The 24,294-nt window shown below is 67.5% G+C and carries 23 protein-coding genes; 2 read left to right on the forward strand and 21 right to left on the reverse strand.

The features are described from left to right. Window positions 1-4 precede the first annotated feature (4 nt). The 4 genes from I6N89_RS08120 to I6N89_RS08135 all read right to left on the reverse strand — a co-directional run bounded on the left by I6N89_RS08120 (window position 5) and on the right by I6N89_RS08135 (window position 5,409). Entirely contained in the window at window positions 5-580 is a 576-nt protein-coding gene (locus I6N89_RS08120; RefSeq protein WP_207017751.1) for a TRAP transporter small permease subunit, read from the reverse strand. Then, the gene (locus I6N89_RS08125) at window positions 577-1,572 is read right to left on the reverse strand and encodes a TRAP transporter substrate-binding protein (protein ID WP_207017752.1); all 996 of its coding nucleotides are present in this window, start codon (window positions 1,570-1,572) and stop codon (window positions 577-579) included. The genes I6N89_RS08120 and I6N89_RS08125 overlap by 4 nt, the downstream gene beginning before the upstream one ends. A gap of 61 nt (window positions 1,573-1,633) precedes the next feature. Further along, the gene (locus tag I6N89_RS08130) at window positions 1,634-3,355 is read right to left on the reverse strand and encodes a hydantoinase B/oxoprolinase family protein (protein WP_207017753.1); all 1,722 of its coding nucleotides are present in this window, start codon (window positions 3,353-3,355) and stop codon (window positions 1,634-1,636) included. Then, the gene (locus tag I6N89_RS08135) at window positions 3,352-5,409 is read right to left on the reverse strand and encodes a hydantoinase/oxoprolinase family protein (RefSeq protein ID WP_207017754.1); all 2,058 of its coding nucleotides are present in this window, start codon (window positions 5,407-5,409) and stop codon (window positions 3,352-3,354) included. Before I6N89_RS08135 ends, I6N89_RS08130 begins: the two co-directional genes overlap by 4 nt. A 147-nt stretch (window positions 5,410-5,556) precedes the next feature. Between I6N89_RS08135 and I6N89_RS08140 the strand changes: the two genes are divergently transcribed. Next, window positions 5,557-6,282: a GntR family transcriptional regulator gene (locus tag I6N89_RS08140; RefSeq protein WP_207017755.1), complete on the forward strand. Its 726-nt coding sequence runs from the start codon at window positions 5,557-5,559 to the stop codon at window positions 6,280-6,282. A 64-nt stretch (window positions 6,283-6,346) separates the two neighbouring features. Here the strand turns inward: I6N89_RS08140 and I6N89_RS08145 are convergent, their stop codons facing one another. The 10 genes from I6N89_RS08145 to I6N89_RS08190 all read right to left on the reverse strand — a co-directional run bounded on the left by I6N89_RS08145 (window position 6,347) and on the right by I6N89_RS08190 (window position 16,607). Beyond that, window positions 6,347-7,315, reverse strand: coding sequence for a dipeptidase (locus I6N89_RS08145; RefSeq protein WP_207017756.1), 969 nt, complete (start codon window positions 7,313-7,315; stop codon window positions 6,347-6,349). Window positions 7,316-7,330: 15 nt separating this feature from the next. Next, window positions 7,331-8,050: an ABC transporter ATP-binding protein gene (locus tag I6N89_RS08150; RefSeq protein WP_207017757.1), complete on the reverse strand. Its 720-nt coding sequence runs from the start codon at window positions 8,048-8,050 to the stop codon at window positions 7,331-7,333. Further along, on the reverse strand, window positions 8,037-8,801 hold the full coding sequence (locus I6N89_RS08155) for an ABC transporter ATP-binding protein (RefSeq protein WP_076694739.1): 765 nt from the start codon (window positions 8,799-8,801) through the stop codon (window positions 8,037-8,039). The genes I6N89_RS08150 and I6N89_RS08155 overlap by 14 nt, the downstream gene beginning before the upstream one ends. Beyond that, complete coding sequence (locus tag I6N89_RS08160) at window positions 8,798-9,781, reverse strand: branched-chain amino acid ABC transporter permease (RefSeq protein WP_207017758.1); 984 nt, start codon at window positions 9,779-9,781, stop codon at window positions 8,798-8,800. The genes I6N89_RS08155 and I6N89_RS08160 overlap by 4 nt, the downstream gene beginning before the upstream one ends. 4 nt (window positions 9,782-9,785) lie before the next feature. Beyond that, window positions 9,786-10,655, reverse strand: coding sequence for a branched-chain amino acid ABC transporter permease (locus I6N89_RS08165; RefSeq protein WP_207017759.1), 870 nt, complete (start codon window positions 10,653-10,655; stop codon window positions 9,786-9,788). 64 nt (window positions 10,656-10,719) lie between these two features. Then, a complete protein-coding gene (locus I6N89_RS08170) occupies window positions 10,720-11,898 on the reverse strand; it encodes an ABC transporter substrate-binding protein (protein ID WP_207017760.1) in 1,179 nt (392 codons plus the stop codon). Window positions 11,899-12,028: 130 nt separating this feature from the next. Further along, window positions 12,029-12,652, reverse strand: a complete 624-nt coding sequence (locus I6N89_RS08175; protein WP_076694729.1) for a TetR/AcrR family transcriptional regulator — start codon at window positions 12,650-12,652, stop codon at window positions 12,029-12,031. Window positions 12,653-12,869: 217 nt separating this feature from the next. Continuing rightward, window positions 12,870-15,059, reverse strand: a complete 2,190-nt coding sequence (locus I6N89_RS08180; protein ID WP_207017761.1) for a xanthine dehydrogenase family protein molybdopterin-binding subunit — start codon at window positions 15,057-15,059, stop codon at window positions 12,870-12,872. 3 nt (window positions 15,060-15,062) lie between these two features. Beyond that, complete coding sequence (locus I6N89_RS08185; RefSeq protein WP_207017762.1) at window positions 15,063-15,509, reverse strand: (2Fe-2S)-binding protein; 447 nt, start codon at window positions 15,507-15,509, stop codon at window positions 15,063-15,065. A 354-nt stretch (window positions 15,510-15,863) separates the two neighbouring features. Continuing rightward, entirely contained in the window at window positions 15,864-16,607 is a 744-nt protein-coding gene (locus I6N89_RS08190; protein ID WP_076694721.1) for an SDR family oxidoreductase, read from the reverse strand. Between the two features lie 222 nt (window positions 16,608-16,829). Here I6N89_RS08190 and I6N89_RS08195 point away from each other — a divergent pair, with 222 nt between their 5' ends. Further along, on the forward strand, window positions 16,830-17,777 hold the full coding sequence (locus I6N89_RS08195; RefSeq protein ID WP_207017763.1) for an AraC family transcriptional regulator: 948 nt from the start codon (window positions 16,830-16,832) through the stop codon (window positions 17,775-17,777). Here I6N89_RS08195 and I6N89_RS08200 read toward each other — a convergent pair. From I6N89_RS08200 to I6N89_RS08230, 7 genes are all read right to left on the reverse strand, one after another. Further along, window positions 17,774-18,451 (reverse strand): nitroreductase, encoded by a 678-nt coding sequence (locus I6N89_RS08200; RefSeq protein ID WP_207017764.1) that lies wholly within the window; start codon window positions 18,449-18,451, stop codon window positions 17,774-17,776. The genes I6N89_RS08195 and I6N89_RS08200 overlap by 4 nt on opposite strands. Continuing rightward, entirely contained in the window at window positions 18,448-18,993 is a 546-nt protein-coding gene (locus tag I6N89_RS08205; protein ID WP_207017765.1) for a biotin transporter BioY, read from the reverse strand. Before I6N89_RS08205 ends, I6N89_RS08200 begins: the two co-directional genes overlap by 4 nt. A gap of 69 nt (window positions 18,994-19,062) precedes the next feature. Next, a complete protein-coding gene (locus tag I6N89_RS08210; protein ID WP_207017766.1) occupies window positions 19,063-19,686 on the reverse strand; it encodes an energy-coupling factor transporter transmembrane component T family protein in 624 nt (207 codons plus the stop codon). Then, window positions 19,661-20,419: an ABC transporter ATP-binding protein gene (locus I6N89_RS08215; RefSeq protein ID WP_207017783.1), complete on the reverse strand. Its 759-nt coding sequence runs from the start codon at window positions 20,417-20,419 to the stop codon at window positions 19,661-19,663. The genes I6N89_RS08210 and I6N89_RS08215 overlap by 26 nt, the downstream gene beginning before the upstream one ends. After that, window positions 20,419-21,528: a thiolase family protein gene (locus tag I6N89_RS08220; RefSeq protein ID WP_207017767.1), complete on the reverse strand. Its 1,110-nt coding sequence runs from the start codon at window positions 21,526-21,528 to the stop codon at window positions 20,419-20,421. The genes I6N89_RS08215 and I6N89_RS08220 overlap by 1 nt, the downstream gene beginning before the upstream one ends. Further along, window positions 21,525-22,706, reverse strand: coding sequence for an AMP-binding protein (locus tag I6N89_RS08225; RefSeq protein WP_207017768.1), 1,182 nt, complete (start codon window positions 22,704-22,706; stop codon window positions 21,525-21,527). The genes I6N89_RS08220 and I6N89_RS08225 overlap by 4 nt, the downstream gene beginning before the upstream one ends. 113 nt (window positions 22,707-22,819) lie before the next feature. Then, complete coding sequence (locus I6N89_RS08230) at window positions 22,820-24,193, reverse strand: MmgE/PrpD family protein (RefSeq protein WP_207017769.1); 1,374 nt, start codon at window positions 24,191-24,193, stop codon at window positions 22,820-22,822. Between the last annotated feature and the right edge of the window lie 101 nt (window positions 24,194-24,294).

Consider the following 24,294-nt stretch of genomic DNA (forward strand, 5'->3'; position numbering starts at 1 on the left):
GTCTCTACAGGTCGTTCTGAAGCGGATCGTCATTGCCCGGCGGGACAGGCCCCGGCAGGTCGAAGATCTGGCGCAGGATCCAGGCAAAGACCTGAAGGCTGAAGATCGCGAGTCCCGCGGCACAGACCGCCTCGGGGATCCAGAGCGGAATCTCGGCGATCGAGCTGGAGGTGCGGCCACGCTCGAAACTGCGCATCGCGGTCTTGGCGATCACCCAGGAGATCTGCGAGGTCACCGCCAGCGTGGCGACGCCGCAAAGCGTCTCCAGCGCGCGGCGGGCGCGGCCCGAAAGCCGGTCGATCAGCAGCCCGACCCGCACCAGAGCGGAATGCTCGAACGCATAGCCCAGCGACAGGAAGGTGGCGCCCGCGATGGCGTAGCCGACCATCTCGTCGAGCACAAAGGTTGAGCGGTCGATCATCCGCAGCCCGATTTCGAGCAGGATATGCAGCACCATACCGACCACCAGCACCGCCGCCACCACGGCGGCGGCCTGCGACAGGGCGAAGACGCCGCGCTGAAAGAGCATCGCCGGCCCGGTCCGGCCGGCGATGTCTTGGGTGTCGGAGACGCCGCTCATTCCCCGCGCATTTCCTCGAAGGCGGCGAGGATCGAGTCGGCATCTTCGCCCATCTTCTCTTTCCACTCCTCAAGCGCCGGCTGCGCGGCCTCGGTCAGCGCGGCGATATAGGCCGGGTCGACACCGGTCACGACGGTCATGCCGTGGCTTTCCATCTCGGCATAGTTCTGCGCCACGCGGTCTTCGAGCAGCCCCCAGCCAAAATCCTCGGCGGCAGCGGCGGCCTCGGTGACCCAGGCTTTCTGCTCGTCGGACAGCGCCTCATAGACATCGCGGTTCACATGCACGAATTGCAGCGGCATCGCATAGTTCACCTCGGTGAAATGCGACTGCTGCTCCCAGAGCTGCGAGGCCGAGCCGCCATCCGCGGAGGTCAGCACCGCGTCGATGGCACCGGTGGAGAGCTGCGGCACGGTATCGGCCCAGCTCAGCTGCACCGGCGTGGCAGCAGTGTTGCCGAAGGTGATGGTGCCGTTGGCATCATAGGTGCGTAGTTTCACGCCGTCGAGCGCCTCCATCGAGTCGAGCGGCTTGTTGCCCCAGAGCCCGCTCGGCGGCCAGGGCGTGGCGAAGAGCAGCACCTGATTGTCGTCGGCCAGAACCGCTTCGTAATAGGGTTTGGCGATCTCGTAGAGCTGGCGCTCTTCCTCGGGGGTGGTGACGAGGAAGGGGATGGAGGAGAGGATGAACACCGGGTCGATGCCCGACCAGGGCGTCGCGAAGGAAGAGGCGAGATCGAGCGCGCCGTCGCCCACCGCATCGTACTGGTCGATGGATTTGTACCCCAGCGCCGCGCCCTGATGCGCGGTCACCACCATGTCGCCGCCCGAGACCTCTTTCAGCGCCTCGACGAAGGTGTCGGCGGATTGCGCGTGCACTGAGTTCGGCGGGTATTCGTTGGCCAGATCCCAGGTGACCGATTGCGCCCAGGCGGGCAGCGCGGCGGCGGCGAGCGCCCCGGCGAGAAGCGGTTTAGTCAGTGTCTTGAGCATGTCGTGATTTCCCTGTTGCTTTGGTTGTCTTTGCTGAGGGCCGGGCCGCCCCGGCCCCTGCTTATCCGCGCCGCTGCGCGGGATAATTCCGGTCGAGGAAGTCGGGGCTGTATTTGCCCGAAAGCGCATCCTCGGCCACCGCCTCGGGCGCGCGCTCGGCGGCGGGGCCGTAGCCGCCGGAGCCCGGCGTTTCGACCACGATGGCCTGATCGCGGTTCAGCGGCACGGCGGAGGGCTTGTTGGCGAGCTTGCGGCTCTCGCCCGCCCCGTCCAGCAGGAATTGTCCGGGCCGCCCCTCGCCACCGCCGAAGATCCCCCAGGGCGCGTTGGAAAACCGCTCGCCGGCGCCGTTGAAGGTGCAGTCGTGATCCACCGGCGCGATCACCCGGCGAAGACCCGCGCCGCCGCGATAGCGCCCTGCCCCGCCGGAATCCTCGACAAAGCCGTAGCTGACGACACGCAGCGGGTATTCGGTCTCGATCGCTTCGATGGGCAGGTTGGAGGTGTTGGTGATATGCACCTGCACTCCGTCCTTGCCGTCGCGGTCGCTGCGCCCGCCAGCGCCGCCACCCAGCGTTTCGAGATAGAGATACGGCTTGCCGTTGCGCGGGTCGATGCCGGAAAAGACAGCGGTGGTGTTGGCGCCGTTGGCCGCGCCCACGGCGGCATCGGGCAGCGCAGGCGCCAGTGCGCCGATGATCACATCCACCAGCCGCTGCGAGGTATTGAGCCGCTGCGCCACCGGCGCGGGCGCGATGCAGTCGACGATGCTGCCCGGCTCGGTCAGCAGCTCGCAGCACTCCAGAATGCCCTCGTTATTGGCGATCTCGGGGTCGAGCAGCGTGCGCAGCGCGTAGGCCACCGCCGCCTTCGAGGCATTGCGGGTGAGGTTGATATTGCCCTTCACCTGCGGCGCCGAGCCGCGCAGATCGAATACGGCGCGGTCGCCGGTCACAGTGATCTCCAGCTTCAGCGGAATGTCCGAGGTGCCCACCCCGTCATCGTCCATCACGTCCTCGAAGCGATAGACCCCGTCGGGCAGCTCGGCGATGGCGCCGCGCATCCGGTCATGGGTGCGGGCGAGCAGCGAGTCCCAGACCTGCTCGATCAGCGCGGCGCCATAGCGCTCGGCGATCTCGCCGACGCGGCGCAGGCCAAGACGGCAGGCGGCGATCTGGGCGAAATGGTCGCCGCGGCGCTCTTCGGGAATGCGGGCATTGAGCAGCAGCAGGTCGAGAATGTCCTGTTGCAGCGCGCCCTCGCGGAAGAGCCGCACCAGCGGAATGCGCAGGCCTTCCTGATAGATCTCGGACATACCGCCCGCCATGGAGCCGGGCACCATGCCGCCGATATCGGCGTGGTGGGCGATGTTGCAGACAAAGCCCAGAAGCTGGCCGTCGACAAAGATCGGCGCGGCATAGTTGATGTCGGGCAGGTGCGTGCCGCCCGCCGCATGCGGGTCGTTGGCGACAAAGATGTCGCCCTCGCGGATCTCCTCGGGCGCATAGCGCGTGAGCACCGCCTGCATGAGCCCGGTCATCGAGGCGAGGTGAATGGGCAGCGACAGGTCGGCCTGCACGATCAGCCGCCCCTTGCGGTCGCAGATCGCCGTCGAATGGTCGTGGCGTTCCTTGATATTGGTGGAATAGGCGCTTTTCATCAGCGCGATAAAGGTCTCGTCCACCACCGAGCGGAAGGCCGAGGAGACGATCTCGACGGTGATCGGATCGGGCCCGGCGTCATTCGCGGCGGCGGGGGCGGTGAGGGTGTCGTGAAGGGTCACAGGTCTGTCTCTCCGCGGGTGATGAGAATATTGAGCGCCTCGTCGACGCGGGCGTGATCGCCGGGGAACAGCAGCAGGGTGGAGTCGAATTGGTCGATCACGGCGGGGCCGGTCAGCTCTGCCCCGGCGGCGAGCTCGGCACGGTCGTAAACCGGCGTGTCGAGCGCTCGCGGGCCGGCGAACCAGACCGGGCGCGTCGCCTTGGGCTCAGGCGCGCGCGAGGCGGTGGCGCTTTGCGGCGGGCTGCCGATCTGCGGACGCGCGCCCTCCGGAGTCATGCGCAGCGCCATGATCTCGACCGGATCCTCGGGGTTGAAAAAGCCGTAGGCCTGGGCGTGCGCCTCGAAGAACGCCTGTTTCAGCGCATCGAGATCGGTGACGCTGTTGCCGCCCACCGGAATCTGAAGCTCGTAATTCTGGCTGGTGTAGCGCATGTCGGCGACCAGCTTGGTGCTGCGCTCCGCCTCGGGAATGGCCTCGGCCTCGAACCAGGTCTCGGCCTCTGCACGCATCTCGTCGGCGAGCCGCGACAGGATCGGGCTTGCGGCGTCATTCAAAGCGATGCGCTGCGAGCGCACGAGGCTTTCCGAGCGCCCGGCGACCAGCAGCCCCTCGGCGCAGAGGATGCCCGGCAGCAGCGGCACGAGGATCTGCTTGATCCCCAGCGCACGGGCGCAGGCCTCCGCATGCAGCGGGCCGGCGCCGCCAAAGGGCATCAGCGCGAAATCGCGCGGGTCGTGGCCGCGCTCGACCGAGATCGCCCGGATCGCGCGCACCATATTGGCGGCCATCACATCCAGAATGCCGCGCGCGGCGGTCTCGACCGCGACGCCCAGACGCTCGGCTACCTTGCCCACCACGCGGAACGAGGCATCCACATCGAGCGACATGTCGCCGCCCAGCAACCCGCTGGTCGAGAGCCGCCCGAGCACCACATTGGCATCGGTCACCGTGGCCTGATCGCCGCCCCGACCGTAGCAGGCGGGGCCGGGCCGCGCGCCGGCACTGGCGGGACCGACCTTCATCAGACCGTCGCGGTCGAACCAGGCGAGCGAGCCGCCCCCTGCCCCCACCGTGTTGATGTCGACCATCGGCATGCGCACGGGGAACTCCGCCACGTCGCGGTCGAAGGCGAGCCCGATGGTGCGGTCGCGGATCAGCGCCACATCGGCGCTGGTGCCGCCCACGTCGAAGGTGATGACATTGCCGATGCCCGACTGCATTGCGGTATGGATCGCGCCGTTCGCCCCCGCCGCCGGGCCGGACATGGCGGTGCGGATCGGGAATTCCCGCGCGGTCTCCACCGACATCAGCCCGCCGCTCGACTGGTTCACCCCGAGGCTGGAGACGGGCGAGCGCGCCGCCACCTCGCGCTCCAGCGTGCGCATGTACTCGGCGAAGGCCGGTTGCAGATAGGCATTGAGCAGCGTGGTGGAGGAGCGTTCGTATTCGCGGAATTCCGGCATCACATCCGAGGAGGCCGAGACCGCCACATCCGGCAGCGCCTCTGCGATGCGCGCCTTCACCGCCTGTTCATGCGACGGGTTGAGATAGGCGAAGAGGAAGGCAATCGCGACCGCCTCGACCTGTTCGGCGCGCAGGTCTTCGATCACCGCATCGACGCTGGCCATGTCCAGCGGCTCGACCACGGCACCGTCGGCGCCGACGCGCTCAGTCACCTCAAAGCGCAGATGGCGCGGGGCGAGCGGCGGCGGAAAATCCGCCTTGAGGTCGTACATCTTGGGGCGGATCTGGCGGCCGATCTCGACCAGATCGCGGAAATTGCGGGTGGTCACCATCGCCACCTTGGCGCCGGTGCGCTGGATCAGCGCATTGGTCGCCACGGTGGTGCCGTGGCCAATGGCCCGCACGTCCTTGAGGTCGAACCCCGCTTTCTCCGCCAGCGCATCCAGCCCGGCGATGATCGCCTCCGCCGGGTTGGCGGGTGTGCTCGACACCTTGTTCAGCGCGATGCGCCCGCTGGTGCTCTCGATGGCGCAAAGATCGGTGAACGTGCCTCCGACATCCACGCCTATCGTCCAGGTTTCGCCCATGTTGTGCATCCTCTTCGTATTTCATTAAAATACACAGTGTATAATATGGTTGAGTCAACGGTTTTCTTTCCGGGGGATTATTTCTTGGAAATCGCGCATGCGCGGATGTATACGCGCGCTTGCAAATCACGCAACGGAGACAGGGACATGGCGAAAAAACCGGCAGCGTCGAAACCGGCCCCCGAACGCGGGGCCGAACATGTCTACCGCATGCTGCGGCAGGCGATTCTGCGCATGGAGCTGCGCCCCGGGTCGGATCTGGACGAGCTGGAGATCTCGGCCCGTTACGAGGTGTCGCGCACACCCGTGCGCGAGGCGCTGATCCGGCTGACCGCCGAGGGACTGGTGCAGGCGGTGCGCGGGCGCGGCTCGCGCGTCGCGGCGATGAACCTCTTCGATCTGCGGGATTTTTTCGAGTCGCTCGACCTGCTTCAGCGGGCCCAGACGACGCTGGCCGCGCTGCGCCGGAGCGATGAGGAGCTGCGCGGGATCGAGGCCGCCGAGCGCGGTTTCGAACAGGCGGCGGCGGGCCGCGATGTGGATGCGCTCAACGAGATGAATTTCCGCTTTCACCTGGCGATCAGCGAGGCGGCGCATTCGCGCCACCTGCATCACGGCTATGAGCGCGCGCTGATCGAGGGCATGCGCGTGGGTCATGTGAGTTTCATCGAACATGACGGCACGCAGGCGCGGTTGCAGGAGCATCTCGACCGCACGATTGCCGATCACCGCGAGATGGTGGCCTTCATCCGCGAGCAGGATACGGAGGGCGCCGAACGCGTCGCCGCCCGCCATGTGGAGCTGTTCCGCAACCGGATCGTGACGACCGTGTTGTCGCCGGATGCCACGCGCAAGATGCAGATCCTGAGCTGAGGCGTTTCCGGGCATCCTGAACCGCAAACGCCATATGCGCCGGGGTCTCCCCCGGCGCGCCGGATCACCAGACGCGATCCAGCAAAGACAGCCAGTTCTCGCCCATCACGCGGCGGATCTTGGTTTCGGACCAGCCCGCGCGCTGCATCGCCGCCGTCAGGTTCGGGAAATCGGCGATCGAGCCCAGCCCGTCGGGGAATTCCACCTCCCAGATCTCGGTAAGCTGGCGGGCATAGCCCTTGTCGCGGTTGAGATATTCGAAGAATTTCGACCCGTAGCCCATGGTGAAATCGGTGCCGAAGCCGACGCGTTCCTCGCCGACGAGGTTCACGATATAGTCGATGGCGGCGACGTAATCGTCCACCGTCGCGCCGTTGCCGGCGGCAAGGAAGGGCGGAAACATGGTGACCCCGACAAAGCCGTCCTGTTCGGCGATAAACCGAAGTTGTTCGTCGCTCTTGTTGCGCGGATGTGCCTTGAGGCCAGCGGGCAGGCAGTGGGAATAGGCGACCGGCTTTTTCGAGGCACGGATCACGTCTTCGGAGGTCTTCGGCCCCACATGGCTGAGATCGCAGAGGATGCCGACGCGGTTCATCTCGGCCACCACCTCATGGCCGAAATCCGACAGCCCGCTATCGGTGCTTTCATAGCAGCCCGAGCCCACCAGGTTCTGGGTGTTGTAGGTCATCTGCACGATGCCAACCCCCTGCTCCTTGAAAAGCTCGATGAATTCCAGCCGGTCCTCGAAGGCGGTGGTGTTCTGAAAGCCTAAAACGATGCCGGTCTTGCCCTCGGCCTTGGCGCGGCGGATGTCGGCGACGGTCTTCGCCTTCACGATCAGGTCGGCATGCTCGCGGAACTGTGTGTTCCAGGCGCCGATGGCCGACATCGTGTCGCGGAAATTCTCCCAAACCGAGCAGGTGCAGTTGGCGGCGGTCAGCCCGCCCTGCGCCATCGCCTCGAAAACCGGGCGCCCCCAGTCAGAGATAATCAGCCCGTCAAAGACGATCAGGTCGTCGTGCAGCGTGGTCATTTGGGTCTTCCTTCGTCAGAGATAGATTTCGCGCACGATGGCGTCATGATCGCCCGCCATGGCGCGGACATCGCCGCCATCCACCACCTCGCCGTCGCGCAGGACGATGAAGCGGTCGGCGGCGCGGAAGGCGAGGTTGAGGTTCTGCTCGACCATGAGCATGGTCACCCCGTCCTCCTTCAGCGTGTCGATGATGCGGGCGATCTCTTCGCAGAACTGCGGCGAGAGGCCGCCAGAGGGCTCGTCGAGCAGGAGCAGCCGCGGGCGCGACATCAGCGCCCGGCCGATGGCGACCATCTGCTGTTCGCCGCCCGAAAGCGTGCGGGTGGCCTGTTTGCGGCGCTCGGCGAGGCGCGGAAAGCGGTCATAGACCAGCCCCAGCGTCTGGCTCAGCTCCTTGCCGCCCCGGCGCATGGCGCCGAGCCGCAGGTTGTCCTCGACGGTGAGGTCGGGGAAGAGGTCACGCGCCTGGCTCACCTGGGCGATGCCATGCGCAAAGATCCTGTGCGGCGGCAGGCCCGCCGTTTCGATCCCGTCGAAGAGCACCGAGCCGGAGGTCGGTTTCACAAAGCCGCAGACGGCGTTGAGCGAGGTCGACTTGCCCGACCCGTTGGCCCCCAGAAGCGTCAGGCATTCGCCCGGCAGCACATCGTAGGTGGCGCCGCGTAGGATCGGCTTTTTGCCATAACCCACATGCAGGTCACGGATTTTCAGAAGCGGTTCAGGAGTGTCCAAGGTAAGCCTCCAGCACGGCGCGGTCTTCGCGGATTTCCTCTGGCGTTCCTTCGGCGATGCGCGCGCCCGCCGCCATCACGAGGATGCGGTCGGCGGCGGCCATCACCAGTTCCACCGCGTGTTCGATGAGCAGGATGCCGACACCCTTTTCCCCGGCCAGACGGTGGATGATCTCCATCATCTGGGCGCGGGCGACGGGCGACAGCCCCACGGCGGGCTCGTCGAGCAGCAGCACCGGCGGGTCCGAGGCTACGGTGCGGACAATCTCGACAATCCGCTGCTGGCCGCCGGACAGATCCCCTGCCCGGGTGTCGGCCATGTGATCCATCGACATGAGCTTGAGCAGCTCACGGGCGCGGTGGATGTTGCCCGCCTCGGATTTCAGCGCCTTGGAGCGGCCCAGCAGGATATCGAGGAACGAGCCCTCGGTCTGCGCGTGCAGCCCGGTCAGCACGTTTTCCAGCACCGTCAGCGCCGGGAACAGCCCGCCGTTCTGGAAGGTACGGCGCACCCCCTGCTCGGCGATCTCGTGCGGGGTCAGCTTGGTCAGCTCACGCCCCTTCAGATGCACGCTGCCCGAGGTCGGCGTGACATAGCCCGAGATCGCGTTGAACAGCGTGGATTTCCCCGCCCCGTTCGGCCCGATCACCGCGCGCACCGCGCCCTCTTCGAGCGTGAAGGAAACATCGTCCAGCGCGGTCAGACCGGAAAAGCGGACGCTCAGTCCCTGGACGTTCAGAAGCTCGGTCATGACTCCTCCCGGTAATAACGTTCGACGAAGATCGGCGAGAGACGGCGCAGCAGGCTGGCGAGCCCCATGGGCATGGCGACCAGCACGGCGGCGACGATCAGGCCGAAGAACAGCTCTTCCATGCCCGGAAAGGCGCGGAGATATTCCGGCAGCGCGGTCAGCAGCACAGCGCCCAGTACGGCGCCCAGAACCGAGCCGAGCCCGCCCACCAGCACCATCGCGAAGGAGGCGATGAGGTGCAGCATGCCAAAGCTTTCGGGGAAGACATGGCCCACATGCCGGGCAAAGAGCGCCCCGGCGCAGCCCACGACAAAGCCCGACCAGATGAAGCTGACGAGGATCACCCGCGCCGTCGGAATCGCCAGCGACGCGGTGGCAATCTCGTTCTCGCGCACCGCCATCACGGCGCGGCCAAAGCGCGAGCGCATCAGATTCAGCGTCGCCTTGACCAGCAGCACGGTCACGGCAAGGAAGATGTAGAATTTCAGCGTGTCGTCGCTGAGCGAGATGCCGAACATCGCCTCGCGCGGCAGCGGCAGCCCGTCGGTGCCGCCGGTGAGCGGCTTGCTGTGCAGATAGGCCCACCGCATCAGCTCGCCAAAGGCCAGGGTGATGATCGCGAGGTAATAGGAGCGGATGCCGCGAAGCGCCGCGGAGGAGGCGAGAAAGCCCCCCAGCGCACCCAGCACACCGGCCAGCGGGATCGTGACGATCCAGGGCAGGCCGAGCTTGGCCGAGAGGATCGCCGAGGCATAGGCGCCGATCCCGAAAAACGCGGTATTGGCAAAGGCCAGCTGGCCGAGATTGCCGATCACCAGCGTGAAACCCAGCGTCACCAGAACCGAGATCAGCATCCCGTTCACGATGAACTGAGTATAGGCGTTGGTGGCCAGCGGCAAAAGCAGCAGCAGCGCGGGCACGGCCCAGAAGAGCAATGTGCGGAGCTGACGCTGGCGGGCGGACGGCATGGTCGTGCTCATGATCTTACACCTTCACCACGGCCTTGCGGCCAAAGAGCCCCTGCGGGCGGATGAAGAGCACCAGAACGATGACCACATAGGCGGTGATCTCGATGAGCGCGCTGTCCAGATAGGCGCCGGCATATTGCTCGGCCAGCCCCAGCAGGATGCCGCCCAGCACCGCGCCGCCCAGCGAGCCGAAGCCACCCAGCGTCATCGCGGCAAAGCCCTTGATGAGAAAGCTGGCGCCAAGATCGGGATGCAGCAGCGAGACCGGCGCCACGAGGATGCCGCCAAGCGCGCCGAGCGCCGCGCCGATGCCCCAGCTGAAATCATTGAAGCGCTCGACATTGAGGCCGATGAGCCGCGCGCCGCGCGGGCTCTGATAGACCGCCTGCACCATCTTGCCGAGATCGGTCAGCGCCAGCACGCCGAAGAACAGGATGAGCAGCACCAGCACCGTGCCGATGATGAAGACCGCGTCGCCGGTGATCACGAGATCGCCGAGAAAGATCGGCTCCATGTCGAAGACCGCCGGCATCGGCAGCACCTCGCGGCCCCAGACCATGCGCGCGATGCCGCGCAGCACATAGCCCGCCGAGATGCACATGAGCGCCAGCCCGATATGCGGCCCGCCCCGGATCGGGCGGATGAGCCCCTTGCTGAAGAGCACGCCCAGCACGAACATGGCGATCATCGCCAGCGCCGCCGCCGGAAGAAAGGCGATGCCCGCCAGCACCACCAGCACGTAGGAGAGGAAGGCGCCCGCCATGACGAAATCGCCATGGCCGAAATTCACCACCGTGGTCGAGCGGTAGACCACCGTGAGCGACAGCGCGATCAGGGCATAGATCGCCCCTTGGGCGAATCCGCCCAATGTCAGCTGCATCAGCATCGGTATTGCTCCTGAAAAAGGCCGGGCGCAGGCGCGCCACGCCCGGCAGTCGGGGAGAGTTGGCTTAGTAGGGCTGGCCCCAGGCTTTCAGCACGGTCGGTTCGCCGTCGACAAAGCCCGCCACGGCAGAGCCCTTGACGCCCTGGTGATCCTCCGGCGTCCAGGTGATCGGATCCGACAGGATGCCGGTGTCGAAATCGCGCACCTCTTCCAGCGCCGCGATCAGCTTGGAGCGGGTGAGATCCGGACCCACCGCTTCGAGTGCCGAGACCAGCGCCTCGGCTGACCCGATGGAGACGAAGGAGAAGGTCGAGAGCTCTTCGTCGGGGTAGTATTTGTGGATCATGTCGCCCCAGGGTTTCATCTTCTCGCCGTCGAGATTGTCCACATAGGAGTGGATCACGTAGTAATTCTTGACGGTGTCGAAATCGCCGGTGCGCTTGAGCGTGTTCTCAAGATCGGTGCCGGCGGTGCCCATGACCGGGATATCGCCCATGCCGTATTTCTTCAGGTCGCGCAGGAAGATGGCGGTTTCCGCCTCGTAAAGCGCCGCGATGATGAAATCGGGCTTGTTCTGGCGCAGCTTCAGCACCTGCGCGGTGGCATCGGTCTGGCCACGTTCCATGGTCAGCTCGGCCGTGGGCTCGACGCCCTGCTCTTTCAGATAATCGCGCGCCGGGTTGGAATAGCTGTGCGCCCAGTCGTTGGAATGCTCGATGATCGCGACATTCTCGGTGTCGGGCTTGGACAGCACAAAGGCGGCCATGGCGCGCCCGTTGGCGCTGCCGGTGGGCACACCGTGGAAGATGTTCCCCGCCAGCGGCGTCGAGATCGAGTCGCTCACCGCGTGGGCGACGATCCAGGGCAGACCCGCCTCTTCGATGGTGGGCCGCAGCGCCAGCGCCACGCCCGAGCAGGAATTGCCCTGAAGCATGAAGACCTCGTCCTGCGAGATCAGTTTCTTGGCGGCGGCGAGGCCCTTGGCGCTGTCGCAGGCGGTGTCTTCCTGCACCGCGACCAGCTTGCGGCCATGCACCCCGCCCTCTTCGTTGACCTTGTCGTAATAGGCCATCATCCCGATCAGCGCCTTGCTGTAGGACGACGCGTTGCCGGAAAACGGCCCCATCACGCCGATGGTGATGGCGTCGTCGGTGAGGCCTTGGGTTTCCCATTCGGCGTCCTGCGCCAGTGCCGGCGCCGCCGCAAAGGCGGCCACGGCCATAAGAGAGGTGAGTTTATTCATCGTTATCTCCTGTTGAACGTTTCTGGTTGGATGCGGCTTGTCACCGCTTGTGATTGGGGCGAGGCCCTATCTTAAAAACCGGCTGTCTTGTTTGTTTCATTGTACACAAAATACCGGGTACGCATTGCGCTCAGGCGGTGCCTGTCGCGGGCTTCACATGGCTTGCCAGCATGACCTTGAGCGCCATGAGCATCTCGCGGAAATAGCCCTCGTCACGACGCAGCACCGCCTGCACGGCCATGCCGCGAAACACGTTCAGCGCCAGGTTCAGCGCCACGCGCGGGGTGATGGCATCCGGGCTGACCGCGACGAAGGTCTGCGACCAGATCGCCTCCAGCCGCTCGTGCAGATCGAGGATCAGCGGCGCGAGCTGCTCGCGCAGCTCCGTATCGCCGCGCGCGGCGACGATGATCTCCAGCGAGGAATAGAACCAGTCGCCCTTGAGCACCTCGTCCCAGACGGCCTCGAAGAACGTATCGTAGTCGAGCGCACCGCTTCGCATATCGGCGGCCAGCGCCTCCAGCCCGGCGGCGAAATTGGCGAACATCTCTTCAGTGGCGGCGACGATCAGCGCCATCTTGCTGGGGTAGTGATGCGTCTGCGCCCCGCGCGACACGCCCGCCCGCTTGGCAATGCCGGCGGTGCTGGTATTGGCATAGCCCACATCCATCAACATCTGCACCGTCGCCGCCAGCAGAAGCCTGCGGGTTTCAGTGCTGCGCTGGTCCTGAGTACGTCGTGTAGATACGGTCATTTCGCCCTCATTTAAAAACAGGCTGATTTGTTTTTATGATTCGGTCAGGCGCATCGGCATGCATCGACAGGGCGCAAACCGCTAAAACCGGCGATTTTGCATAAAAAATCAGCAAGACGGCGTCCCTGCCCCGCGCGAAAACGAGCATTTGGCACGAAAAAACGCCGGGCTCAGCAGAGCCCGGCGTCGATTCGGGAGCGGAAATCGCCCGGTCGGATCAGCCGAAATCGTGCTTCGACAGCGGCAGGCTGCGGATGCGCTGGCCGGTCAGCACCGCCACCGCGTTGACGATGGCCGGGCCAACCGCCGGCAGGCCGGGCTCGCCGATGCCGCCCATCTTGGCGCCGCTCTCGACGATCTCCACATGCACCTGCGGCATCTGGTCGGGGCGCAGAAACGGGTAATAGTCGAAATTCCGCGCCGTGGGCTCGCCGTTTTCGTAGACCAGCTCTTCCATCAGCGTCTGCGACACACCCAGCGCCACCGCTGATTGCACCTGTGCCTCGATGGTGGCCGGGTTGACGATCTGGCCGGGGTCGATGGCGACCCAGACCTGATGCACCGCCACCTCGCCGCCGTCTATGGAGACCTCGGCGATCACCGCCACCTCTGACCCGAAGGGCGAGGCCATGGCGACACCGCGTGCCCGCTGGCTGCCATCCTCTGCCTCATAGACACCGGGTTTCCAGCCGCCCGACAGCGTGCCCACCGTCTCCAGCAGCGTGCGGTGACGCTCGGAGTCCGAGAGCAGCCCGCGCCGCATCTCGAACGGGTCGAGATCGGCGGCGCCGGCCAGCTCGTCGAGAAAGCTTTCATACATGAAGTCATGCATCGAATGCCCAACAGCGCGCCAATAGCCGATCACCGCCGGGTTCGGCACATAGATCTGGCCGATATGCCGGTTGGCAATGGCATAGGTCTTGCCGGAAATCCCCTCGGTCGCCGAGGGATCCTGCCCGGCAGGCGCCTTGTACCAACGCCCGGTCGGCCCCTCGCCCACCACCTCGACGCTGAGCGCGGTGGGGCCTTCGGCGCTCACCGCGCCCCGGAACCGGGCAAAACCCATGGGGCGCACCGCGTCGCGCAGGAATTCCTCCTCGCGGGTCCATTGCACCTTGACCGGACGGCCCACCGCCTTGGCAAGCAGGATCGCCTGCGGATAGGGGTTGGCGGTCTCGTAGAGGAAATGCCGCCCGAAGAACCCGCCGAGGATCTGCGAATGAATGCGGATATTCTCCGCAGCGATGCCGGCCACCTCCGCAGCCGCGCCCTGGAACATCTCCGGCGCCTGGTTGGGCAGCCACAGATCCAGCGTGCCGTCGTCGTTGAACCGCGCGATGGTCGAGGGCGGCTCGAGCTGGCCATGCACCAGGAACGGCGCGTCATACTCGGCCTCGAGCACGGTCTCGGCACCCGCGAGCGTGCCGGCGGCATCGCCCTGGGCCTCGATCTCGATCACCTCGCCATCGGCATTGGCCAGCGTGTCGCGAAAGCCCTGCGAGGAGAAATCCTCGGGCATCGGCCAGCTCGCCTCGCCCGGGCCCCATTCGACCTCTGCCGCCTCGACCGCCTTGCGCGCCTGCCAGAACTTGTCGGCCACGACCGCCACGGCGCCCGGCAGAAGATGCACCGAATGCACCCCGCGCATGCCCTCGATCTCGGCCCGGTTGGTCACCGAGACCGGCGCCAGCCCGAGGCGCGGCGCGTGCTGCACGGCGGCCAGCAGCATGCCCTCGACCGAGGCGTCGATGGCGTAATTGGCCCGGCCGGTGGATTTGTCATGCACGTCGTAGCGCGGCAGCGGCTGGCGGATCCAGCGGAAGGTCGACGGGTCGCGCAGCGGCACATCCGCCGGCACCGGCAGATCCATCGCCGCGCCTGCCAGCTCGCCATAGCCGAGGCTCTCGCCGCTCTCCGGGTTCACCACCTTGCCGGGCTCGGTGGTCAGATCCGCCGCATCGACGCCCCATTGCTGCGCCGCCGCCTCGATCAGCATGGCGCGTGCAGTGGCGCCGAGCTGGCGCATCAGCGGATAGCTCGACCGCACCGACGAACTGCCGCCGGTGAAGCGGAAACCGCCCATGATGTCGAAGGGCGCGCCGGGGGGGGCGCTCTCCACGGTGAAGAGCTCGGGGTGCAGATCCAGCTCCTCGCCGACGATCTGCGGCAGCGCGGAAAAGATCCCCTGCCCGCCCTCGATGAACGGGCTGCGGAACAAAGCGGTGCCGTCGGAACGCAGCTCAAGGAAGGCGGGCACGGCGGGCGGTTCGGCCTCGCCTGCGGCCTCTTGCGCGCGGCTGCGGCGCGCGGGCAGCGCGGTGGCCAGCACCAGCGCGCCGGTGCCCGTCAGGAAGCCGCGGCGCGAGACGTTGACCGGCTGGCGGGTGAGTTTCTGCATGATCCCCATGGCTCAGCCCTCCGCCGCGCCGCGCACGGCAGCGCGGATCTTGTTGTAGGTGCCGCAGCGGCACAGGTTGATCATCGCGCCCTCGATATCGTCGTCGCTGGGCTGCGGCGTCTCGGTCAGCAGCGCGGCGGCGGTCAGCACCTGACCCGACTGGCAATAGCCGCATTGCGGCACCTGGTTCTCGACCCAGGCCTCGACCACGCGCTTGCCCACTTCGGTCTCGCGCACCGCTTCGATGGTGCTGATCTCGGTGCCGGTGACGCTGTCCGCCGGGGTCACGCAGGAGCGTGTCGGGATGCCGTCGACCAGCACGGTGCAGGCACCGCATTGCGCCACGCCGCATCCGTATTTCGTTCCGGTGAGGCCCAGTTCCTCGCGGATCACCCAGAGAAGCGGGGTGTCGGCGTCCACATCGACGTCGCGCGTCGTGCCATTGACTGTTAGCTGCATCGGAGGCTCCCTTGCCTGTCGGTGTTGCGTTTGCTCTCCCCGCCCGACCGCAGCCGTGCGGGAGCCGTTCAAAGAACGTCTCGTTAGGTCTTAAAAATGTGTCTGCCGCGCACGAAAACTATCCCGGGAGGCCGATAGGTTGGATGAGCTGACCTCATCAATCGCGGCAGTCCGCCCGGACGCCCTGGGATGTCGCCTGCGCGTTTCGCAACGGCGGCGCGGGTCCGGATCCGGGACACCGCTCTCCCGATAGCGCCATCATACGTGTCAGACTGTCGCAGTCAACGCCGGCGGGGTCGTAACCCCCGGGCGCAAAGGGGCCCGGCGCAATGCCGGGCCCGATCACGGTGCGGATTACCAGGGCTGGTTTGCCGGCCCGACGGTGAACTCGTTCACCGTGGTGTCTTCGGGCAGGTCCAGCGCAAAGGCCACGACGCGGGCGATCCGGTCGGGCGAAATGCCGAAGGCGTCATAGACCTCCTGCATGCCGCTGCCGGCCTGCTTGTCGGTGATCGTGTCCAGCAGCTCGGTGTTGATCGCCGCCGGATAGAGCGTCGCCGTGCGGATATTGGTGCCTTCCATGGCCGATTCCATGCGCAGCACTTCCATGAAGTCGCGCACGAACCACTTGGTGCCGCCATAGACCGCCGTGCCGGCATAGGCTTTGAGCCCCGCCACCGACGAGACCGCCAGGATGTGACCCGATTTCTGCTCGGTGAAGGTCGGCATCACGGCGGCGACACCGTTCAGCACGCCGTTGATGTTCACGTCGACCATCTGCTTCCATTCGTCGGTCTTCAGTGCCGAGACGGCGCTGACCGGCATGATGCCCGCGTTCAGAAAGATCGCGTCGACGCGGCCAAAGCTGTCCTTGGCAAGCTTGACGATGGCGTCGTTGTCTTCGGTCTTGGTCACGTCGATGGCCTGATAGACCGCCTCGCCGCCCGCCGCCTTGATGTCGTCGGCAATCTGCTTGAGCTTTTCCTCGCGCCGCGCACCGAGCACGACCTTGGCGCCCTTGCTGGCGATTTCCTTGGCGGTGGCCTCGCCGATCCCCGAGGACGCGCCGGTGATAATAACGACTTTGTCTTTGATCATGACAGATCTCCTATTCTTTGCCTCTGTGCCAGGCGCCGCCCCGGTCATGCCTCTCGGCATCGGCCGGCCCTCGGCTCGACTACATCAATCCCACAGATCATCGCGTATACGGTAGAATGATGCGCCGCATTTCTTGCCTGATCCTCCGAGACCTGAAAATTTCTGACGACGGCAAGGCAGCGCTTCGCTATGCTGTATGCAGCAACCGCAAGGAGCGACCGCATGTCAGAGCAGATCCGTATCGAGACGCCGAATGCCGGCATCCGTGCCCGTCAGGCAGAGCTTGCCGCGATCATCGACCCGTGGACGGTGGGCAAAGAAGACTACGCCACCGCTTTGCCAAATCTAGGTCTGTTCCGGCGCGAATCCACCTCCGAGCCCCATGCCTGCATGATCGAGCCCAGCATCATCATCGTCTGCCAGGGCGTGAAGCAGATGCATATCGGCGCGCGGGGCCTGACCTATGACAGCGAGCGGTTCCTTGTCGCCTCGCTCGACCTTCCCGGCGACAGCCGCGTGCTGGAGGCGAGCCCCGACCGCCCCTGTCTCGGCCTGGTGCTGCGGCTCGATCTGCGGCTGATCGCCGAACTCAGCACGCAGGTCAGATCCGCGCCCGCGCGGGACCGCAGCATGGAGCCGAGCGCCGCCATCGGCCAGCTAACGCCGGAGCTGTTGGCGCCCTTCGCCCGGCTCGTGGCGCTGCTGGACGAGCCCGAGGCGATCCCGGTGCTGGCGCCGCTGATCGAGCGCGAAATCCATTACCGGCTGTTGCAGAGCGATCAGGCGCCGCGGCTGCTGCGCATGGTTTCGGTCGGCAGCCAGAGCCATCGCATCGCCCGCGCCATCGACTGGCTGAAAACGCATTACGCCGAGCCGCTGAAGGTCGAGGAGCTCGCCGCGCAGATCCATATGAGCCCGTCGAGCCTGCATCATCATTTCCGCCAGCTCACCGCCATGAGCCCGCTGCAATATCAAAAGCGGCTGCGACTCAACGAGGCGCGGCGGCTGATGCTGACCGACGATTTCGACGCGGCGGGCGCGGCCTTCAATGTCGGCTATGAGAGCCCGTCGCAGTTCAGCCGCGAATACAGCCGGCTGTTCGGCGCCCCACCGCGCCGCGATATCGAGCGCATCCGCGACCGCGCCGCCGCGCCGCAGGCGCTGGCCTAAAAGCCCCGGAAGCTGGCGAACGCCTTATGCTTCAGCCGCTCGGTTTGCACCCCGTTGACCGGGTGCGAGGGGTCGGGATGGCCGAGCGCGATGCCGCAGACGACCATCTCCTCCTCCGGCAGCTCCAGATGCGCATGGGCGATATCGGCGACCTCGGCAATCGCGCCAATGCCGCAGGCACCAAGCCCCCTGCCCTCGGCGGCAAGAAAGAAGCTTTGCATCACCATGCCGAGATCCATGAAACAGCCCGCGCCCATGCGGCGGTCGATGGTCACGACGAGGCCGACCGGCGCATCGAAAAAGCGGTAATTGCGGGCGAATTGCGCGCGCCTTGCGGCCACGTCGCGGCGCGCGATCCCCAGCGCGGAATAGAGCGCATAGCCCGCCGCCCGCTGCCGCGCCTTGTATTCGGCGGGCATGGGCGCGGGGAAATAGCTGTATTCGCTGACCGGAGGGCGCCCGCTCGTGGCGGCGCGCTCAAGCGCGTCGGCGAGCGCGGCCAGCGGCTCTCCGGCCAGGACATGGAACCGCCCCGGCTGGAGATTGGCGCCGGACGGCGCGGTACGGGCGAGATCGAGCAGCTCGGCCACCTCCTCGCGCGGCACCGGATCGGGCCGGAAGGCCCGAACCGAACGCCGTGCACGCAGGACTGCGTCGAGCGCCCCGCCGCTCATGAGCGCGACAGCACGCTCGCCGGACGCGCCCGCGCCAGCGCCGAGGTCAGCATGCCGGCGATCACCGCCTTAATGGCGTCGCCCGGCAGGAAGGGCGTGGCCAGCAGCGTCGCCTCGGCCAGCGTCTTGTCGAGGGTGACGGCCATGCCGACGATGCCACAGATATACATGAAGAGAATGCCCCCGATGGCCGCGCCCGCCGTCGCGGTCACGATCAGCGGCAGGCTGCGGGTCTTCTCGACGATGAGCCCGGCGACAAAGGCGGTGACCGGGAAGCCGACGAGGAAGCCCACGGTCGGCGAGGCAAACACACCGAGACCGCCGCGACCGCCGGCCAGCAGCGGCAGCCCCAGCGCCACGAGCAGCAGGAAGAGCAGCACGGCAAGCGCGCCACGGCGGGCACCCAGCACGGTGCCGCACATCATCACGCCGAGGCTCTGCGCGGTGATCGGCACCCCGAAACCGAGGGTGATCGCCGGGATCAGCCCGAGCACAGCGATCAGCGCGGCGAACAGCGCGATCATCACAACGTTGCGTTCCATCGTGGTCGTCTCCTTATTGACGTCGGGACAGGGTTTCCCGGCAGTAGCAGCCCCCGCCGGGATTTGCATCTATTGATCGGCCCCCGGCGGCGCCTGCCCGATGCCGCCGCGCGCGCGCAGCGCCTCGGCGACCTGCTCGGCATCGTCGATGGCCAGCAGCCCCAGCGGCAGCACGATGCGCCAGCCCGGAGCGCGGGCGCTGCGGGCGCGCCAGGCCTCGCGCAGCCCCCGTGCCTTGGCCAGCAGGACGGGGGTGAAGCGAATGGTGACCGCCATGGCGAACCCGACCGGCGCGGGGTCGAGACCGATGCGCCGTAGCGGCGACAGCAGGCGCAGCACCACATCGGTCAGATCGTCGAGCCGGCTGGTCATGGTGACGAGGTTGGCGATGCCCACCGCCGCAATCAGCCGCAGCACCAGCGCCACGCCGCGCGCCGGGGCGCCTTCGATCAGATGCCAGACGAGCAGCACGACCACGAAGGGCCAGAGCGGGCGCGACAGGCGCAGCCCCTCGCGAAAGAACCGCCGCCCGCCGACGAGATAGGCCGCCGCCACCGCCCATGTGATCGCCGCGAGCCAGAGCGGGCTGTCGATCAGGTAGATGCCCAGCACGCTCAGCGAGGCGATGGCGAGTTTCACCCCCGCCGGCCAGCGGTGATAAGGCGTCTCAATCGAAGAGGTCAGTGCCAGCATCGGCATCCTCCTCCATCGCGGCGAGATAGAGCGCCAGCGTCTCCTCCGGCGGGCCGTCGGCGCGCACCCTGCCCTCGTCGAGCCAGATCACCCGGTCATAGCCGTCGAGCGCAGACGGGTCGTGGGTGATCTGGAGCACGCGCGGCGCCACTCCGTCGAGCATCCGCCGCAACTGCCGCGTGGTGGGAATATCGAGCCCGGAAAACGGCTCGTCGAGCAGGATCACCGCAGGCGACATCGCCAGCACCGCCATCAGGCAGAGCAGATGCCGCTGGCCCTGTGAGAGCTCGGTGACCGAGCGCTCGCGCCAGGCGCGCTTGCCGAACCGGTCGAGCATCGCATCGGCCCCGGCGGCGGCCTCCGCCCGCGACTGACCGAGCTGCTTGAGCCCGAAGGCCAGCTCTTCGGCGACGGTGGGAAAGATGATCTGATGATCGGGGTTCTGAAACAGCACACCGATCAGCCGCAGCGCCGCGCGCCGGTCGCGCGCCACATCGGTGCCGCCGATCGTCACCTCGCCACTGTCGGGCGCGATCAGCCCGGCAAGCACCCGCGCCAGGGTGGATTTGCCCGAGCCGTTGCGGCCCACAAGTCCGATGCGCCGTTCCGTCAGCGTCAAGTCGATGCCGCGCAGCACCTCGCGCCCGGCGAGGCTGTGGGCGACGCCGCGCAGCTCTATGGCCGCGTCGGATGCGACAACAGCCTCTTTGCCGGGGTTGCGGCCAAATCCCATCATGCGTGCTGCCACTCCGTCACAAGGGCCGTTCCGACGCCGCCGGCGGCGGCGATGGCGACCAGACCGCGGCCGCCGCTCTCACATAGATCATGAAACAGGCGAACGGAAAGGATTGCGCCCGAAGCGCCGATGGGATGGCCCCGCGCCAGCGCCCCGCCGCGCGGATTGACGATACGCGCATCCAGCTCCGCCAAGTCGACACAGGCCAGCGCCTGCGCGGCGAAGGCCTCCATGATCTCGGCCTGTGCGAGCTGCGCCGGCGCTAGGCTCAGCCCTGCCAGCGCGTCGCGGATCGCCGCCACCGGCGCCAGCCCCGGCAGCCCGGGGTCGCCGCCGCGCGACACGCCGCCCAGTATCGCGAGCCCCGCCAGCCCGGCGCGCCGCGCCATGTCCTCGGAGACCACCAGCGCCATCGCCGCCGCATCGGCGGCCACCGCCATATTGGCGCTGGTGACGCTGCCGCTGATGGTGCGCGCACGGGCGCAGACCGCCGGGCTCAACCGCCGGGAAAACGCGTCGCGATCCGGCAGGCCGACGATTTCCCGCGCGAGCCGGTCGCGCGCCGCGCAGGCCTTTTCGTGGCTCGACACCGCCCAGGCATCCTGCCGCGCACGATCATAGCCGAGGCTCTGTGCCAGCGCCGCCGCCGCCTCGGCCATGTCCGGGTCGCGATCCGGCCAAGGGGTAAAGGGCGGGCGGTCATAGGCGATGGGCGCGGCACCGTCCTCGCCCGGGCGCAGGCGGATCGGGCGGCGGGAATAGCTCTCGGCGCCGCCTGCCAGCACCATATCGGCCTGCCCCGAGACGATCAGTGCGTCGGCGAGCAGCAGCGCGTCGAGCCCCGAGCAGCATTGCCGGTCGAGGCTGATCCCGGCGACGCGCTCGGGCAGCCCGGCGGCCAGCGCCGAAAGCCGCGCCGGGTTGCCCCCGGCACCGAGCGCATTGCCCAGCAGCACTTCGTCCACCGCCTCCGCCGGCAGGCCGGCATCACCCAGGCAAGCGCGCATGACGGGGGCGGCGAGCTCATGGATCTCGCGATCTGCCAGCGCTCCGCCGCGCGGCACCACCGCGCTGCGCCGCGCCGCCACGATGACCGAGCGCCTCATGCCCCCTGCCCCAGTAGCGCCGCGAGTGCGCGCAGATCGGGCTTGCCCGAGGATAGCGCGGGCAGCGCGTCGAGCGTCACCATCCGCCTAGGTGCCGCACCGGCACCGAAGCGCTGGCGGCAGGCGGCGAGCAGCGCGCCGGTGTCGAGACCGGCGCCCGAGACAAAAGCGACAGGCAGGTTGCCGCGCGCCGGATCCGGCTCGGGCAGCACGGCGGCGGCGGTGAGGCCGGGCAGCGACAGCAGAAAGCTCTCGATGGCCTCGGGAAAGACGTTGCGGTCGGCCACGGTGAACATGCGGCTGCGGCGCCCGGCGAGAAACAGCGCGCCGGACTCCGACAGCCAGCCCAGCTCGCCGACGCTGAGAAACCCGTTGTCCCAGCGCGTATCCGGCGCAGTGCCGGCGGCATAGCTGTCGAAGAGATAGGGGCTTTCGACCCAGATCGTGCCGGTTTCGCCGGCGGGCAGATCCCGGCCCGCATCGTCGCGCACCCGCAGCGTGACCCCGGGATAGGGCCGGCCCACGGAGCCCTCGGCGCCGCCGGTCTCGTCGAGCGTGATAAAGCTGGTCTCGGCGGCACCGTAGAACCCCGTCAGGCCGGCTTTGGGAAAGAGCCGAGCTGCGGCCTCGCGCGCGGCGCGGTCGAGAAAACCACCCCCCGCCAGCACCCGCCGTACCGAGCCGACACTCCCCCGCACGCCGGTGCCAAGCTGCCGCAACTGCGTGGGCGTCGTATAAAGCAGCGTCGGCGCCGCCTCTGCCAGACGGCGCAGGCGCTCGTCGGGGCGGTCGGTGTCGATCACCACCGGGGTCGCGCCGAGATGCTGCGCCGCGAAGAGCCCGTAAAGCGTAAGCGAGTTGCTGAGCGGGCCCATCACCGCGATCCGGTCGCGCGCGGTGATATCCCACAAATCGCGGTCGGTCTCGAAGCAGGCCTGCCAGGAGCGCAGGCTGCGCCGGATACGCTTGGCCGGGCCGGTAGATCCGGAGGTTTCGCATTGCAGATAGCCGGGGCGCGCGGGCTGCGCCTGCGGCAGCGGACGGCCCGGGCTGATGACGCAGAATTCGCGCCCCTCCGTGGCGGATTCCAGAACATGCGCACAGGCCGCCTCCAGAGGCCGGGCGGGGATGAACGCCACGCCCGCGTCATCGGGTTGCATGCTGTTGCTGGGCGTCATCGCGATATCTGCCTCCGAACCTCACCGCGCGCATAGAGACTGCGGCCGCGTTTTTGAAGAGGGTTCGGTGTAAGCGATGGCGCCACCGCGCTCAAGCGGCACGGCGCACGCGCCTAAGCCCCATCGGGGCTGGCGCGCATGAGAAGCGTTTCGAGCATCTCGGTCAGCGCCGCCGGATCGCCGTCTCCGGCGATGGCGCGTAGGGTGTTGTCGAGCCGCTCGGCGGAAAACGGCATGCCGGAGGCGGCGAAACAATCCGAGAGTTTTGCAAGCAGCGCCGGGCGCGGGATCGGATTGTCCGCATGGCCTGCGGCGCGCCGTATCTCGGGGCTGCCGATACGGCGCCCGTCGCGCAGCGTCACGCTCACCTGGTCGAAGGCCGCAAAACCGTCGAGCACCGGATCTGCCGTGTCGGAAAGGCGCCGGGCACAGCAGCCGATCAGCCGGGTCAGAGCGGGATCGGCGAGCCGGGCCTGTGTCAACTCGCCCAGCCCGAGTTTCCCATAGAGCAGCGCGCAGCACACGGCGAATTCCAGGCTGAACCGGGCCTCGGCCACCGTCTCCGGACGGTCGTAGCGCAGGGTCGCGGCGTGGCGCGGGCTGAGCGTGATCTCGATGCGCGCGATCTCATCCGGCACAAGTTCCGAATGCAACGCCATGGCCGCGTCGGCGCTGCGATGCGCGGCATAGCAGATCGGATAGCGCTTGATGCTGGGCTCGGCCTGTTCCAGACGCAACCCGCTGCCTCGCAGCGCCACCGGGCGCGTCAGGTCCAGCTCGCCTTTTGGCGAATGCACCGGCAGGAAGCCATTGGGCGCCTCGAATGCATCCGGTGCGGCGCTCAGCCCGGCCCGCGCCAGCAGCGCGGCGGCAACGCCCGCCTCGGCGGCGCGCCCAGCATGCACGGGTTTGGTCATGGTGCCGAACTGCACCGTCAGACCGGCCCCCGCCGATGCAGCAATGGCCAGCGCGTTGCGGGTCTCCGCCGTACTCAGTGCCAGCAGAACCGCCGCCGCGCCGGCGGCACCGATCGGCCCCAGAATGCCCGTCGGGTGGCCACCCCTGGCGTGGTAGAGCGTGGTTTCGCGGGTGGAGATCTCGGCCCAGGCCTCGACCCCCGCCGCATAGGCCAGCAGAACCCGCCGCCCGTCGATGCGCCTGAGATCCGGCAACAGCGCCAGAATGGCCGGCACCACCACCGCGCTCACATGGCCGCCAAAGGCCACGTCGTCGAAATCCAGCGCATGGGCGGCCGTGCCAAGCAGCAGCGCCCGGTCGCGCGCGCCGCGCATCCCACCCTCTGCCGCCAGCATCCGCGACACCGCCTGCACCGGCGCCTCGCCCATGCCCGGCGCCATGACGGCGAGCGTATCGAGAAACGCCCGCTGGGCGCGTTCGGCCACCGCCGGGCTCAGCGCCGTGGGGTCGAGCCCCGCCAGCGCCGCGGCCAGATCGGCGGTGACCGCAGCCCGCGCCGCCTGCGTCACGAAGCGGCCTTGCCGTAGTGCCGGGCCGCCGCGTCCTCGGTCACGAAGCCGCGCCGCAGATCCAGCGCCAATGCCTCGGTGGCGCGTTCATCGGGCGCGCC

This window comes from Salipiger abyssi (genome assembly GCF_017311415.1).
GTDB lineage: Bacteria > Pseudomonadota > Alphaproteobacteria > Rhodobacterales > Rhodobacteraceae > Salipiger > Salipiger abyssi_A.